Origin of the sequence: Streptomyces sp. NBC_01261 (genome assembly GCF_036226385.1) — a bacterium.
Classification (GTDB): domain Bacteria; phylum Actinomycetota; class Actinomycetes; order Streptomycetales; family Streptomycetaceae; genus Streptomyces.
The window spans coordinates 10692655-10707214 of sequence record NZ_CP108463.1 but is presented as its reverse complement, the minus strand read 5'-3'; the positions used below and the strand labels follow the sequence as shown (position 1 = coordinate 10707214).

At 69.4% G+C, this 14560-nt stretch carries 14 protein-coding genes and 1 pseudogene; 9 read left to right on the top strand and 6 right to left on the bottom strand.

Annotated elements, in window-relative coordinates; genetic code table 11:
* Nucleotides 1-123 precede the first annotated feature (123 nt).
* Nucleotides 124-528 (top strand): nuclear transport factor 2 family protein, encoded by a 405-nt coding sequence (locus OG226_RS47565; protein ID WP_329352718.1) that lies wholly within the window; start codon nucleotides 124-126, stop codon nucleotides 526-528.
* Nucleotides 529-870: 342 nt separating this feature from the next.
* On the opposite strand, the gene OG226_RS47560 is transcribed toward OG226_RS47565, so the two are convergent.
* Nucleotides 871-2466 carry a peptidoglycan-binding protein gene (locus OG226_RS47560; protein ID WP_329352717.1) on the bottom strand — a complete coding sequence of 532 codons (1596 nt, stop codon included), beginning with the start codon at nucleotides 2464-2466 and terminating at the stop codon, nucleotides 871-873.
* A gap of 947 nt (nucleotides 2467-3413) precedes the next feature.
* Between OG226_RS47560 and OG226_RS47555 the strand changes: the two genes are divergently transcribed.
* Nucleotides 3414-4814: a glutamate decarboxylase gene (locus OG226_RS47555; RefSeq protein ID WP_328685740.1), complete on the top strand. Its 1401-nt coding sequence runs from the start codon at nucleotides 3414-3416 to the stop codon at nucleotides 4812-4814.
* A gap of 99 nt (nucleotides 4815-4913) precedes the next feature.
* On the opposite strand, the gene OG226_RS47550 is transcribed toward OG226_RS47555, so the two are convergent.
* The 3 genes from OG226_RS47550 to OG226_RS47540 are packed head-to-tail and all read right to left on the bottom strand — an operon-like array spanning nucleotide 4914 to nucleotide 7331.
* Nucleotides 4914-5978 carry a threonine aldolase family protein gene (locus OG226_RS47550; RefSeq protein ID WP_328685739.1) on the bottom strand — a complete coding sequence of 355 codons (1065 nt, stop codon included), beginning with the start codon at nucleotides 5976-5978 and terminating at the stop codon, nucleotides 4914-4916.
* Between the two features lie 55 nt (nucleotides 5979-6033).
* Nucleotides 6034-6579, bottom strand: coding sequence for a helix-turn-helix domain-containing protein (locus OG226_RS47545; RefSeq protein ID WP_329352716.1), 546 nt, complete (start codon nucleotides 6577-6579; stop codon nucleotides 6034-6036).
* Between the two features lie 29 nt (nucleotides 6580-6608).
* Complete coding sequence (locus OG226_RS47540) at nucleotides 6609-7331, bottom strand: metal-dependent hydrolase (RefSeq protein ID WP_329352715.1); 723 nt, start codon at nucleotides 7329-7331, stop codon at nucleotides 6609-6611.
* Between the two features lie 323 nt (nucleotides 7332-7654).
* Between OG226_RS47540 and OG226_RS47535 the strand changes: the two genes are divergently transcribed.
* The 4 genes and pseudogenes from OG226_RS47535 to OG226_RS47520 all read left to right on the top strand — a co-directional run bounded on the left by OG226_RS47535 (nucleotide 7655) and on the right by OG226_RS47520 (nucleotide 10353).
* Nucleotides 7655-8065 (top strand): winged helix-turn-helix transcriptional regulator, encoded by a 411-nt coding sequence (locus OG226_RS47535; protein ID WP_443044893.1) that lies wholly within the window; start codon nucleotides 7655-7657, stop codon nucleotides 8063-8065.
* Between the two features lie 130 nt (nucleotides 8066-8195).
* Nucleotides 8196-9119, top strand: coding sequence for a zinc-binding dehydrogenase (locus OG226_RS47530; RefSeq protein ID WP_329352714.1), 924 nt, complete (start codon nucleotides 8196-8198; stop codon nucleotides 9117-9119).
* Nucleotides 9120-9129: 10 nt separating this feature from the next.
* Nucleotides 9130-9453 (top strand): annotated as a pseudogene (locus OG226_RS47525) (SRPBCC family protein); the annotation flags it as partial.
* Between the two features lie 207 nt (nucleotides 9454-9660).
* Nucleotides 9661-10353 carry an alpha/beta hydrolase gene (locus tag OG226_RS47520; protein ID WP_329352713.1) on the top strand — a complete coding sequence of 231 codons (693 nt, stop codon included), beginning with the start codon at nucleotides 9661-9663 and terminating at the stop codon, nucleotides 10351-10353.
* A gap of 192 nt (nucleotides 10354-10545) precedes the next feature.
* On the opposite strand, the gene OG226_RS47515 is transcribed toward OG226_RS47520, so the two are convergent.
* Entirely contained in the window at nucleotides 10546-11673 is a 1128-nt protein-coding gene (locus OG226_RS47515; RefSeq protein ID WP_329352712.1) for an FAD-dependent oxidoreductase, read from the bottom strand.
* Between the two features lie 103 nt (nucleotides 11674-11776).
* On the opposite strand from OG226_RS47515, the gene OG226_RS47510 reads away from it, so the two are divergent.
* The 3 genes from OG226_RS47510 to OG226_RS47500 all read left to right on the top strand — a co-directional run bounded on the left by OG226_RS47510 (nucleotide 11777) and on the right by OG226_RS47500 (nucleotide 14011).
* On the top strand, nucleotides 11777-12487 hold the full coding sequence (locus OG226_RS47510) for a TetR/AcrR family transcriptional regulator (protein WP_329352711.1): 711 nt from the start codon (nucleotides 11777-11779) through the stop codon (nucleotides 12485-12487).
* 446 nt (nucleotides 12488-12933) lie between these two features.
* Nucleotides 12934-13227 (top strand): hypothetical protein, encoded by a 294-nt coding sequence (locus OG226_RS47505; protein WP_329352710.1) that lies wholly within the window; start codon nucleotides 12934-12936, stop codon nucleotides 13225-13227.
* A complete protein-coding gene (locus OG226_RS47500) occupies nucleotides 13211-14011 on the top strand; it encodes an inositol monophosphatase family protein (RefSeq protein WP_329352709.1) in 801 nt (266 codons plus the stop codon). The genes OG226_RS47505 and OG226_RS47500 overlap by 17 nt, the downstream gene beginning before the upstream one ends.
* 42 nt (nucleotides 14012-14053) lie before the next feature.
* On the opposite strand, the gene OG226_RS47495 is transcribed toward OG226_RS47500, so the two are convergent.
* The gene (locus tag OG226_RS47495; protein WP_329352708.1) at nucleotides 14054-14467 is read right to left on the bottom strand and encodes a DUF6069 family protein; all 414 of its coding nucleotides are present in this window, start codon (nucleotides 14465-14467) and stop codon (nucleotides 14054-14056) included.
* Nucleotides 14468-14560: the final 93 nt, after the last annotated feature.

The window sequence follows — 14560 nt, the reverse complement described above, 5'->3', positions numbered from 1 at the left end:
CCTGCTTTGGCCGGACGGTCTACGCTGTTGCCGTTGTGTGCCTGGGCCCAGCACCCGGCGCCCGGGTCGCGGCGTCGACAAGCCCCCGGATCGTTTTCGGCCGCCCCCAGAAGGGACCGCGCGATGGACCCTGACATCCGAACCCGTGCCGCGATCGAGGAACACTGGCAGGCCTCGGAGCGGGGAGACGGCGAAACCGAGCACGCGATCTACGCGCCGGACGCGATCCTCGACTATCCCCAGTCGGGGGAACGGTTCCGGGGTCGCGCGACGATCGCGGCGCAACGCGGCGGCCACCCTGCCGACCGGCACTTCACCGTCCTCCGGATCACCGGCAGCGGGGAACTGTGGGTGAGCGAGTGTGTGATCACGTACGACGGGGCGCCCTCGTACTCGGTGAGCATCATGGAATTCGCCCACGGGCACGTGGTGCACGAGACGCAGTACTTCGCGAACACCTTCGGTGCGCCCGAATGGCGGACAGCACTCGCGGAGCCGATGCCGGGCCGGGACATCACCAGGGCCTGAACCCTGGAAGTCGCCCATGGCCTTCTTCACGAACGGCGCGAAGGGCGCGTAGGGCGCGTAGGGCGCCGACACCAGCGGTCACTCGGGCCGGTCGAAGCAGACGCCCCCGAGGCCAGGTTGTCACCCCGGAGCCCTACCCGATCTGCCTCTCCCCCGAAGCGATCCCGGCTGACCTCAACGAGCGCGTCGTCAGCGCCACCGAGCACCCGTCAATCACCGTCCACTCGGCCGCCCTGAGCACCCCGGAGAGCGGGTCTGTCTCCCCCACGGCAAGCGAGTGCGGGACGAACGAACCGGCGCCGTCGCCCCGCCCCGCACACCCGCCGCCGGAGGGACTCGCAATCAGCTGCCGACGAGCATCTGCCAGGTCTGCGGTCCGACCTGGCCGTCCACATCCAGGCCGTGCGCGGACTGGAAAGCCCGAGCGGCGCTGACACTGCCCGAGCCGAAACTGCCGTCGACAGTGAGGCCGTAGCCGAACTTGTTCAGCTCCACCTGGGCGGCGCGGACTGCGTCGCCACTGGAGCCGTCCTGAACCTGGACGACCAGCGCCGACCACGTCTGCGGGCCGATCTGACCGTCCACGCCGAGACCATGCGCGGACTGGAAACTCTTCGCAGCGGCAAGGGTGGCCGACCCGAACTGACCGTCGGCGGTGATCGAGGCACCGTGGTACCGCAGTAGGTACTGCGCGGCCAGCACGTTGTTCCCGGTGTCGCCGTCGATGACGTTCGGCCAGGGCGGCGCGACGGTGCTACCGCCCGAGGCGCCGTTCCCGGTGCCCACGAGCATCTGCCAGGTCTGCGGTCCGACCTGGCCGTCCGCACCCAGGCTGTGCGCGGACTGGAAAGCCCGAGCGGCGCTGACACTGCCCGAGCCGAAGTTGCCGTCGACAGTGAGGCCGTAGCCGAACCGATTCAGCTCCACCTGGGCGGCCCGGACTGCGTCGCCACTGGAGCCGTCCTGAACCTGGACGACCAGCGCCGACCACGTCTGCGGGCCGATCTGACCGTCCACGCCGAGACCATGCGCGGACTGGAAACTCTTCGCAGCGGCGAGCGTGCCCGACCCGAACTGACCATCCGCGGTGATCGAGGCACCGTGATAGCGAAGGAGATACTGCGCCGCCTGCACGCTGGGCCCCGTCATGCCGTCGGTGATGTTCGGCCAGGACGGCAGGATGACACCTCCACCACTGCCGCCGCCCGTGCCGCCCCACTGCCCGAAGTCGGCGGCCATCGCCTGGTCGAGGTCCGCGTCATGGCCGGAGACGGTGATGTCGTTCTGGACCTGCCGCAACTGCGCGCGACTGTCCCAGTTCCCACCGGACCACGCGTACGTCTGCCAGCCCCAGGCTATTTTCCCGTTGTCGAAGAGCTCCCCGATCACGTGGTAGCCGCCGTACGCACCGGTCCGAGACCGGCCGATCACCGAGGCGACGCCGTCGAAGTAGGAGTTGAGCGCGGAATACATCGAGGGCTGAAGGTCGAAGTCGACGCTGAAGTAGATCGGCCGCGACGACGGCATCCCGTTGGCCAGCGCTTGCCGCTGCGCCTCGGTGGCATGCCCGGCCCCCTGGGAGTAGGGGTCTGCGGGGACACCGCTCTGCCAGTCCTGCAGCCCGTCGGACTCCCAGTTGGAGACGATGCCCAGATCCGCGGCGGTCAGGGCCTGCGCCTCGGACAGGGTGAGGACCTTCGAGTTCGGCAGCCAGCTGAGGTACCGGCACACGAAGCCGTAACCCGCCGCGGCGACCGAACCGGCGGTGAGCGACGCGTCGGAGTAGTCGATCCCGTAGCCGGTCACTGCGGAAGCCGCGGATGTCGCGGACGCCGACTGGGCGAATCCGATGCCGGTCGCGGTGGCCACCGCGGCGCCGCCGGCGAGGGTCAGGAACCTGCGTCGAGACAATTGGTGGTTGTGGCCGAGCAGGCTCATGACATGTTCCTATCCTTGATGTCCGGTTGCGGTGAGCGACGCGGGAACCGCTGGGCGACACGGCGTTCGAGTCCTGCCGGAGCCGACTGTCCACCGCTACGGCGGTGCCAAGCGGAAGCGGCGCTGCAGGTGATCTTTGGGCTCCGGTCCGGCCCATGTCCACGGCGAGTCGGGATCTGGCGCGATGGCGGGACGACACGGCCACTGACCTGCCGGGATCCGCAGCAGCGTGACGATCGAGCGGGACGGCTTCGACGCGGCGGCGCTGGTGTCGTGGAAGCAGCGGAGCGTCCGTCGTCCGGGTCGATCGGCCGGCGGACGGGCCACTGGGTGCACCTGCCACGGCCGATGAAAAAAGCCCAGGCGTGCCCGGTCTGCGGGGTGTTCACCATCAGGATGAAGCCCTCGGCGAAGACCCGACCCCGCGAGTGGTGCGGGGAGCCCGGTGCCCCGCGCCGATCCTACTGACCACCGTCCAGCTCAGAACGGCCAACCGAAACACACCCGCCCGGTTGAACTGGCCACTCACCAGGGGGACTTGCTCAATAGCCCGAATCAAGTGATCCGCTGACGCCGCACCAACACCCGCGCCGGCAAAGGATCTTCACCTCCCGACCAGCACCGGCGGCGCCGCGACGTTCGCGGCCAACGAAACCGCGTTGCCCAACAGAAAGGCTGTCCCTACGGCACCCCGTGCTCGGCGCCAAAGGGGCGGCCCCCAGACACACAGACCAACCCCGGCCGCCCAAAAGAACCTGGTCAGAGCCCACCGACAGGCAAGATCAGCCCTGCAAAAAGTAATGCCCAGTATGTACAAGGGAAAATCCAGTTCATCAGTCCGCAAATCGATCACTGGATCGGTGTAATCGGCACATACGCCGCACCGCTCGGCGATCTAGCGTCGGAGTGCACGGGGCCGCACGGACCAGAAAGGCATCCAGACACTCATGCCCATCCCGCATACCGACGTCCTGCCCGAAGCCGAGTTCGACACCCTGACCGCCACCCGCGGCGGCGGCCTCCCGCCGGCCGTCGACCTTCTCCAGCCCGTCGACGAGCTGCCCGAGTTCGCGTCGGAGCCCGACCTGGTCTGCCGCCGCGTACGTGACGAGCTGATGCTCGACGGCAACGCGCGTCTCAACCTCGCCACCTTCGTGACGACCTGGATGGAGCCGCAGGCAAGGGAGTTGATGGCGGAGACCGCCGAGAAGAACCTCGCCGACCGCGCCGAGTACCCGCAGATTACGGCGATGGAAGAGCGCTGCGTACGGATGCTCGCCCGGCTCTGGCACGCGCCGCACGCGGAGCAGGTCCGCGGCTGCTCGACCACCGGCTCCAGCGAGGCCGCCATGCTCGGCGGGCTCGCGCTCAAGCGCCGCTGGCAGGAACGCCGCCGTGCCCAGGGCAAGGACACCTCACGCCCGAACATCGTGATGGGCGCGAACGTCCAGGTCTGCTGGAAGAAGTTCGCCAACTACTTCGAGGTGGAGCCGCGTTACGTCCCGATGGAGCCGGGCCGCTATCACCTGACGGCCGACACCCTCACCGCCTACTGCGACGACAACACCATCGGCGTGGTGACGATCCTCGGATCCACCTTCGACGGTTCCTACGAGCCCGTCGCGGACATCTGCATGGCCCTGGACGGTTACCAGGCTGCCACCGGCACCAACATTCCCGTGCATGTCGACGGCGCGTCCGGCGCGATGGTCGCCCCGTTCCTCGACCCGGGCCTCATGTGGGACTTCCAACTCGAACGCGTCGCCTCCATCAACACATCGGGGCACAAGTACGGCCACGTCTTCCCGGGCCTGGGCTGGGCGTTGTGGCGTAATGCCGAAGCCCTTCCCGACGACCTGGTGTTCGAGGTCGACTACCTCGGCGGCAGCTCCCCCAGCTTCACCCTCAACTTCTCCCGCCCGGGCGCCCATGTCGTAGCGCAGTACTACAGCTTCCTGCGCTACGGCGTCGAAGGGCTGCGCGGTCTGGCGTCCCAGAGCCGCACCACGGCCCGCGCACTCGCCGCGCGCATCCAGACCATCGCGCCCTACGAGTTGATCACCGACGGCTCCGAACTCCCGGCGTTCGCCTTCCGGTTGACGCCCGGCACGCAGGGTTTCACGGTGTTCGACGTCTCCCACGCGATGCGCGCCCGCGGCTGGCATCTGCCCGCGTACAGCTTCCCCGCGCCCTGCCAGGACGTCTCCGTCCTACGTCTCGTGGTGCGCACCGGATTCACCGCCGAACTCGCCGGCATGTTCATCGCCGACCTGACCGAGGTCACCAGGAACCTGCACATCAGCCGCCCGACCCTCGCTCCCCCGCACCAGCCGCTCGTCACCGCCTGACGAGGCACACCCTCTCCCCCGGCACCTCCGTGGGCGCCAACTCGCCTTTCCCGGCGCCGAGTTGAGCGTCAGCCGGTACGCGGTCCGCGGCGACACCCGTCAGTGGGTGTGGCGGCGGACCGCGTCCAGCAGTTGGTCGATGTCGTCGGCACTGTGCGAGAACGCGGTGACGAAGCGGACGATCCCCGGCTCCCACCGGTCGTGGTAGAAGGCATACCCCTCCGCGAGGAGTCCTTCGGTGACCTCCTGGGCCAGACGGCAGAAGAGGATGTTGGCCTGCGGAATGGCCAACAGACCCGCCCCGCCAATGGACTTGAGGCCATCGCCGAGTCGGGCTGCCATCGCGTTGGCCTGGCGGGCGTTGCGCAGCCAGAGATCGTCGGTGAGGTACGCGTCGATCTGGGCCGTGTTGAAGCGCATCTTGGAGGCGAGCTGGCCGGCACGCTTGGCGCGGAAGGCCAGTTCACCGGCGAGCGCGGGATCGAAGGAGACGATGGCGTCGGCGGTCATGGCACCGTTCTTCGTGGCGCCGAAGGACAGCACGTCGACGCCCGCCTTCCACGTCATCTCGGCCGGGGTGGCGCCCAGTTGGACCAGGGCGTTGGCGAAGCGCGCCCCGTCCATGTGGACGCGCACCCCCGCGTCCTTGGCGATGGCGGACAGTTCGCGGATCTCCGCCAGGGTGTAGACACTGCCGCTCTCGGTGGCCTGGCTGATGCTCACCGCGGACGGCTGCACACTGTGCACGTCACCGGCCCGCCGACGCACCGCCGCCCGCAGCGCCCCGGGGTCGATCTTGCTGTCGGCGCCCGGAACTCCGACGAGCTTGGCCCCGTTGGTGAAGAACTCCGGCGCACCGCATTCGTCGGTGTTGATGTGGCTGTCCGGGTGGGACAGCACACTCCCCCACGGCGGGGTGAGGGCGGCCAGGCTCAGGCCGTTGGCCGCGGACCCGGTGGAGACCGGGAAGACATCGACGTCCCGCTCGAAGATCTCACCGAGCCTGCGGCGGGCGCTGTCGGTGAAGGGGTCGTTGCCGTACGGCAGAACCTGCCCGGTGGCCGCGTCGGCGACGGCACGGGCTATCTCCGGGGACGCCCCGGCCATGTTGTCACTGATGAAGGCACGGCTGGAGGGAGTGGTGGCGATGGTGGAGGTGCTCATGAGCGGGGGTTCCTCGGTCTCAAATACTGCTGAGGTATTGGTTGTTGACGGTGTCTCAGGTGCTGATGGGAGAGGCGAAGACGACGGTGATGTCGACGTCATCGGCACCGGTCCGGTAGAAGTGCGGGGCGTCACCGGCGAACGCGAGCATGTCGCCCGGGCCCAGGTCCTCCGGCGTGTCGACGGGGCCGGCGGTGACGTGCCCGGTGGCGACGAGCAGGTGCTCGATGGTGCCGGTGGCGTGCGGTACGCCGGCCAGCTCCGTCTCCGGCGGGATGCGCAGCCGCCAGATCTCCAGGCTGTTGCCGCTGCTGATCCGGCGTAGCAACTCCCTTGAGACTTCGCCGGGTTCGATGTCCGTGCCCGGCCGGAAGACCGGTCCGGTGTCGGCGTCGCGTGCCAGCAGGTCGGCGATCGGGATGCGCAGGGCGATCGCGATCGCGTCCAGGGTGTCGATCGTAGGATTGCCGTTCCCGGCCTCCAACTGCGACAGGGTGGCCTTGCTCAGCCCGGCCCGCCGGGCCATCTCCGCCGCGCTCATCCCACGCTGCTGACGGCGCAGCCGGATCTTCGCGCCGACCGCGGCCGCGGTACTGCTCACCGGCCGACGGCCGGACGGCGGGGGTGTCATCAACGGCTCCGGTGGGTCGCGGTGTAGGACACGCGGACGCGGCCCTTCTTGACCTTCAGTGTCGGCAGCACCACGTCGGCCAGGTCGCCGAGGCTGCGCACATGCGTGCCGCCGCAGGGCGCGGAGTGCAGCGTGTCGAGATGCACCACGCGCCGACCGTCGGGGAGGTACCGCGCGAAGACCGGCAGATCATCGGCGACCGCGCGCGCCACGGCGGCGCGCAGCGCGGCGGTCGCTTCCTCCCGCCCGTCCGGGTCGCCCAGCCGCGCGTCCGTGTGCGGCGCCCGGAACTCGATCCGAGCCTGACCGGGGAAGTGAATGCTCCCGACCATCTCCCACCCCTGCGACCGCCCGACCGCCTCGACGAGATGCCCGGCCGTGTGCAGCGCGGCATGCAGCATCCGTTCCCGCAGATCGATCCGGGCCCGCACCCACTCCCCCACGGCAAGGTCCGGAAGCCCCCCGCCCTCAGCCGCCGTAGCCACAACCAGCCCCGACTCCCGATCCCGGACCGGAACGACCTCCGCATCCCCCAACCACCCGCGGTCGGCAGGCTGTCCCCCGCCCTGCGGATGGAACAGACAGTGCTCTACGGCCGCCCAGGGCGTCCCGTCCCTCTCGCCGACCGCGATCACCCGCGTGTCGACGTGTTCCAAGTAGGTGTCGTCGAGGTAGGCGCCGGCCTGTGCGGCGACCCGAGAATCCGCGATCGAATGAACCATGTGTTCACTATACCGAACTAGGGGAGGAATAGTGAACACATCGTTCGTTTTAATCAACACATCCATCCGTGAGGCCAGCAATCGACGAATGCCCGAGAACACCCGGACCACGGGAACCGCTCCACCGTCCGACACATCAGGGATCACGCCACCGACACCACGACGCCCGGCGGCGCGGTGAAACTCTCGAAGGAGCGAAGCACACCCCTCGTTTGCGAAGTGGAACGACTCCAGTCACGCAAATGGGACGCACGGCAGGCGGGTTACGATCGATTGGTACGTAGACACTCTTGAGTGCGTTGCAGTCCTGACGGGAGAACCAGGTGGCCACCAAGGCGAAGCAGGCGCGTCAGATCGAGCCCGGCACGTACGAGGCGTACATGCACGACTGCCCCGCGGTGGCCCTGCTCTCGACGATCAGCAACCGGTGGGTCAGCCTGACGATGTGCACTCTCGGGTCGTACGGCGAGCCGATGCGGTACAGCCACGTCAGCCGCGAGATCCCGGGCGTGAGCCAGAAGATGCTCACCCAGACGCTGCGCATGCTCGAACGCGACGGGATGGTGACCCGGACGGTCACGCCGACCGTGCCGGTACGCGTCGACTACGAGTTGACCCCGCTCGGGCAGGGCCTCTACGGCCTGCTGTCCCAGGTGCGCGACTGGGCGGCCGAGAAGACGGACGAGGTCGACGAGGCGCGAGGACGCTACGACGCCCGGCAGACCGACCAGTGACGGCAGGCGACAGACGTCAGCCTCGCCCACCGAGCGGCCTGTAACGCACTTTGAAGTGCCTACTTACTAATCGATCGTAACCCGCCTAGCGTTTGTGGTGTTCGGATACGCAAACGGAATGGCGGACATCATGCGCGCTGCAGTCGTCAAGAAGGTCGGTGGACCCGAGGCCGTCGAGGTCCTGGAGGTTCCTCTCCCGGAACCGGGCCCCTTCGAGATCCGTGTCAAGGTCGCGGCCGCCGCGCTGAATCCCGCCGACGCCGCCGTGTGGGGCGGGTTCTTCGGACCGTTGGACGAGGTCGAGTACACGGGTCTCGGTCTGGACGCCGCCGGGACGATCGACGCGGTCGGTACGGGTGTCCTCCTCAAGGTCGGAACACCGGTCATCGTGTTCCACTCCCCCGTGCAGCGCCCCACCAAGGCACAGGCCGAGTACCTGGTGACCGACCTCAACTCCATCGCCCTCGCCCCTGAGGGCATGGACCTGACGCTCGCGGCGACGATCCCCCTCAACGCGATGACCGCCTCGATGGCCCTGGACCACCTCCCCCTGCGCCCTCGCGACACCCTGCTCATCACGGGCGCCGCCGGTGCCGTGGGCGGCTACGCCGTCGAGTTGGCACGGACGCGGGGCGTGCGGATCGTCGCACAGGGACGGCCCGAGGACGAGGAGTTCCTCCGCGACCGTGGTGTCACCTGGTTCGTGGCGCGCGACGAGCAACTGGGCGACGCGGTACGCCGGTTCGTGCCGGAAGGCGTGGACGGTGTGCTCGACGCGGCGGCGCTGGGCGCACCCGCGCTGGCGGCCGTCCGCGACGGCGGCGTCTTCGTGAGCGTGCGCGTCGACGTGCTGCCGACACCGGAGCGGGGCGTGGTCGTACGCAACACCACCGCCGGCCCCGAACCCACCCGTCTCGCCTACCTCTCCGCCCTCGCCGAGGTCGGCGTCCTGACGCCACGCGTGGCGCAGACCTACCCCCTGTCCCAGGCCGCCGAGGCCCACGCCCAGCTCGCCCGGGGCGGTCGGCGCGGCCGGATCGTACTGGTGCCGTAGACCGGTCGGGGTCACGTGGCGCGTGAGCGTCGCGCTGGACGGGTGGGCGCAGTGGCACCCGGCCGTGTCGCTCGGCGCGAAGGCCGAGGAGGTCGTGGTCGGGGCGGAGATCTCGGGCCGCGCCTCGGACGGAGGCACCTCCGAGCGGGAGGTCACGCCGAGGATCGTCGAGGTCGAGGTTCCCCGCCGGCTGGTCTGGGAAGGCGGGTCTCTCGACGCGATCCTCGGCCGACGCTCGCTCGTGCTCAATCCACAGCCTGCCGGCATCACCGAGTTCACCGAATCCGCGGAGTTCCGCGGCGCCACTCCCCCGACATCATCCTGGCGCCTGTGACGAACCTGCCGTCTCTCAGGCGGAGTTCAGGCCGGCCCGGCGGCAGTCAGCCGATCACGTTCGACACGGCGACGGCTTCCTCCGTGGAAGTGGAGGAAGCCTCTCCATGTTCATTGACGCTTGTTTACGACGGTTACAAACTCGCTACATGACACCTGAGAGCCGGTCCGCCCCCAAGCTCCCCGCCCTGACGTCGTCTTCAGCAGCGTGGATCTACCGAATGGGGAGTCGCGTGAGCTGAAGGCCGACATTCTGCGGCCCGCGACGGGAGACCGGCTTCCGCTGGTCGTCTTCCTTCCCGGTGGGGCGTTCCTTCGCTGCAACAGGGCGATGGCGTTCGATGTACGTCGACACGTTGCCGCATCGGGCTTTGTCGTCGCCAGTGTCGAATACCGCGTCGTACCCGACGGTGGCACCTACGTGGATTCCGTCCACGATGTGCGGGCCACCCTCGCCCATCTGCGGCAGCATGCGGATGACTTCGGTATCGACCCGCGTGCGGTTGCCCTCTGGGGAGAGTCGGCCGGTGGTCATGTGGCGGCACTGACGGGTGTCACGAGTGACCTGCCTGAGTTCGCCGGAGACTCGGGCCCCGCCTCAACAGGTGTCGCGCAGGCGGTGGTTGACGCCTTCGGCACCTCTCTGTTCTCGGCGATCGCCGACGACTTCGACGAGGAGCCGCGGCTCCACTACCAGCGCACGGCCACGCATTTCTCGGCCTGTGTCGGCAAGGCAGGCGCACTGTTCTCGGAAATTCCCGAGGCGGTGAGCGCCGCGGATCCCGCAACCTACGTGACGGCTTCGGCCCCGCCGTTCCTTCTGCTCCACGGCAGCGACGACATGCTCGTCCCCCCTCCCAGACGCAGCACGTGCACAAGGCTCTTCTCAGCGCCGGCGTAGAGAGCACCCGCTATGTCGTGGCCGGGGCAAATCACGGCGATTTCTGAGTCCTCGCGGATTCGGATGCTGCACTCGCCTGGTCGTCCGCGACCGTCATGAACGTCATCACCGAATTCCTGCACCGCCACCTCGACAGCGCCGACCTGCCGGAGTAAGCGAGTCCTCTGCCCCTCGGGTCACGGGGTACATGACTCACCGGGTCGACTCGCCTCCGGTGAACATGTCGAGCAGGCTCTGCGGCGTGTTGTCGCCGAAGAGCACCTCGTTGAGGTCGGCGCCGTCGACTGCGGCCGCGGCGCTGCGCGGGAAGAGGGGCTGCTCGTATGCGGTGAGGGCGGCTTCGGGGTCGTCGGGGTGCGCGGCGAGGGCCTTGCCGAGTTCGGCGCCGTCGTACATGGCCAGGTTGGCGCCTTCGCCGTTCGGGGCCGAGAGGTGGGCGGCGTCGCCGAGCAGGGCTACCCCGGGCACGCGGTCCCAGCGGTGTTCGACGGGTAGGGCGTAGAGGGGCCGTAGGACCAGCGGGGTGTCGCTTTCGGTGATCAGGGCGGTGAGTTCGGGGGCCCAGCCGTCGAATTCCCGCGTGATCCGCTCGGCCGCCGTGACGGAATCGGTGAAGTCGATGTCGGCGAACCACTCCCGCGGCCTGGACAGCGCCACGTAGGTGTGGAGGGTGCCGCCGCTCTCACGGTGTGCCTGGATGCCCTTGCCCGGGGCGAGCGCGAACAGGGACCCGCCGCCGACCGCCTTCGCGACCGCGGGGTGGCGGGTGTCGGCGTCGTACAGGTACGTCTCGATGTACGACTTGCCGGTGTATTCGGGTGCCGCGCCGGACAGCAGCGGGCGGACCCGTGACCATGCGCCGTCCGCGCCGACCAGGAGGCTGGTGGTGACGGCGGTGCCGTCGGCGAAGGTCACTTCGTGGCGGCCCTCGCCGAGGGCGCGGACACCGCTCACCTTGTGCCCCCACCGGACGGTGCCGGCCGGGAGCGAGTCGAGCAGGATGCGGCGCAGTTCGCCGCGCAGCACCTCGGGGCGTCCGCGCGTGCTGTCGTCGTCGAAGAGGACGGTCCCGTCCGGGGCGAGGACGCGTGTCGCCTCGCGGCCCTCCAGCACGAGGCCGCGGAACTCCTCGGTCAGGCCTGCCGCGGCGAGGGCCGGCTGGCCGTTGTCCTCGTGGATGTCGAGCATCCCGCCCTGGGCACGCGCGGTCGGGGCGGGCTCCGCCTCGTAGACGGTGGCCGGGATGCCGTGGACGTGCAGGACGCGGGCGAGGGTGAGGCCGCCGAGTCCGGCGCCGATGATCGTGATGTGCGTGTCCATGGTGACTCCGTCGGGATCCGGGTCGCCGGGTGAGCTCCGGCCGACCTCTCTGGAATGCCGTTCCATTGTTGGAACAGCGCTCCAGTTATGTCAAGATGGCCGCATGGCAACACGGACGGGCCGGTCACAGCGGCGTACGGAGGCGCTCTCCCGTGAGCGCATCGTCGAGGCCGCCGTCGAGCTGCTCGACGCAGTCGGCGAGGACGGGCTGACGTTCCGGACGCTGACCGAGCGCCTGGCCACCGGGCCCGGGGCGATCTACTGGCACGTGGCGAACAAGGGCGAGCTGCTCGGCGCCGCCACCGACGCCGTCGTAGCCGCGGCCCTGGCCGTCGAGCCCGCCGGGTCTCCGGACGCGCCGCAGGACGGGATCCGCGCCGTCGCGCTCGGCCTGTTCGACGCGATCGAGGAGCACCCCTGGCTCGCCACGCAACTCGCGACGCAGATCTCCCACAGCCCCTGGGGGCCGGTGGCGCCGCGGCTCTTCGAGACCATCGGCCGGCAGGTCCGCGCACTGGGGGTGCCCGAGGCCGGCTGGTTCACCGCGACCTCGGCGCTGATGCACTACATCCTCGGCGCCGCAGGCCAGAACGCCGCGAACACCATGAGCGCCCGCACTCTCGGGCCCGACACCGACCGCGCCCAGTTCCTCGACGCCGTATCGACGGCCTGGGAGCAACTCGACCCCGACGACTACCCGTTCACCCGGGCCGTCGCGGACCAAGTGCGCGGGCACGACGACCGCGAGCAGTTCCTCGCCGGGATCGACCTCGTCCTCGCGGGCGTAACCGCTCTGCACTTGACGAACGGTTAGGTCTGCCGACAGCCTCGGCCATCACTGCCCAGGGCAGGATCGACGCGTCGCTCGCCGCATGGCGGAGGCCCCCTAGACGCCGCCCGCCGAAGTGTCGCCCCGAAAAAAGTCCACGTTCATCCGGTTGTTCCCGAACCTCACCGGCGCCCCTGCCTATCGTGCGCCGGAGCAGTGTGTTCCGCCCCCGAACCAGAATGCCCGGAGCAACCACCATGCCCTTCCGGACCGTTGGCCGTTCCCTCACCGCCTTGCCTCGGCCCACTCGACTGGCTGGACCCCGCGCTGGTGGACGGCGGTCGCGCACAATCCGGATCTGGTGGCGGCGGGGCGCCGGTTCTTCCTGGTGGCGCTGCTCTCCGTCAACGCGTTCCCGAAGATCGGGCTGTACACGGCGATGGCATCCCTATAAGCACGCGGCGACCGTTGGCCGTGGCGCGGCGGAGGCGGTGACGACGGTGCGGGACGCGCGGATCACGTTGTTCCTCAGTTGGTACGGCCAACTGCCGCCGTCCGAGGGTGTGTTGGGGGCCGTACGCCCGCTGCATTTCAATCCTGAGCACCGGTTCCTGAGCGAGGGGGCGGTGGCTCACTGGCATGCGCGGGACGTGCTGGTGAGTTGCTGGACGGTGGACGACGCGGACCGGCGCGGCGAACTGCTCGCCTGGGGTGTGGACGCGATCATTGGCAACGACCTGAACGGGGTGGTGAAGAGCTGTGCCGAACGTGCCGAACGGACATGACCTGGACGGTGCTCTGCGGGTGGCCGTGGAGTTGGCCGAGTGGGCGACGGAGGCGATCCGTGGCGGGAACCGAGGAGGTGCGGGTCCGGTCCGGCAGAAGGCGAGCCCGGCCGACATCGTCACGGACACGGACGAGGCGGTGGAACGCCACGTGCGGGCGGTGCTGCGGCGGGAGTTCCCCGACTGGGGCATCGACGGCGAGGAGTACGGCGCCGAGGAGGGGACATCGGACGACGCTCCGCACTGGGTGATCGACCCGGTGGACGGAACCACCAACTACGCCCACGGGCTTGGCTGGTGCTCCTTCTCGCTGGGGCTGGCGGAGCCGGACGGCAGTCCGCTGCTGGGGTTGGTGGCGGACCCGTGGCGGGGTGAGGTCTTCACGGCGGTGCGGGGCAAGGGGGCCCACCTGAACGGGACTTCGATCCACGCGGCGGACCACACCACGCTCACCGGCCATGTGTTCCTGACGGAGTGGGCGGCCCACGCGCACTGGCCCGGCCTCGACGCGCTCCTCGCGCGACTGGCCGACCGGCACTGCACGGCCCGCGTCATGGGTTCGACCGCGCTGTCCTTGGTCCAGGTCGCGGCGGGCCGGGCGACGGCCGCCGCGATCGGCGAGTTCCACCCGGTGGACGGCCTGCCCGCCCTGCTCATCGCGACCGAGGCGGGCGCGGTGGCCATGCCGCAACTCCCTTCGTACGGTGAGCCGTTGCTGCTCGTGGCACCGGAAGCGGCGGCGGAGGTCGGGGAGTTGTGGCGTTCGACGGTCGGAGCCGCCTAGCTCAGCCGACGGCGGCCATCGGATCGGTGGCCGCCGGTGTCCCTACGACAGGGGCATCACCTTGCGGTAGGTGACCACCGCCGCCGTCGCGACCGTCACGTGCATCAGGAGCAGCGCCCCGACACCGGTCGCGCCACCGTCGCCGTAGAGCAGGAAATCGGGGACGAAGGACACCAGGACGAGGGCCGGGACCAGCCATCGCACCAGCGCCTGGGGGTCCTTCGACGCCTTGCGCAGGATGGCCCAGCCGATGGCGCCCGCGACGATGCCGAGCGTCGTCAGGAAGATGTACGACGGTGCCTTCAGGGGCTGGAAGTCGTCGGGCGCGCCTGCGGCCAGGGCGAGTTGGGCGATGACGGTGTCCGCCGCGGAGGCCAGCACGATCGCGGCGACGACACCTCCCGCGACGACGAGCGGACCACGGCGGACGGCGACGGCTTCAGAGGCGAGTGACATGACAACTCCAGGGAGGGAGATTTCGGGCAGAGCCCGAAGCCCCGAGACGGATCGGGTCGTTTGAACCCTCAAACGAGAGTCTGACCGACTCCG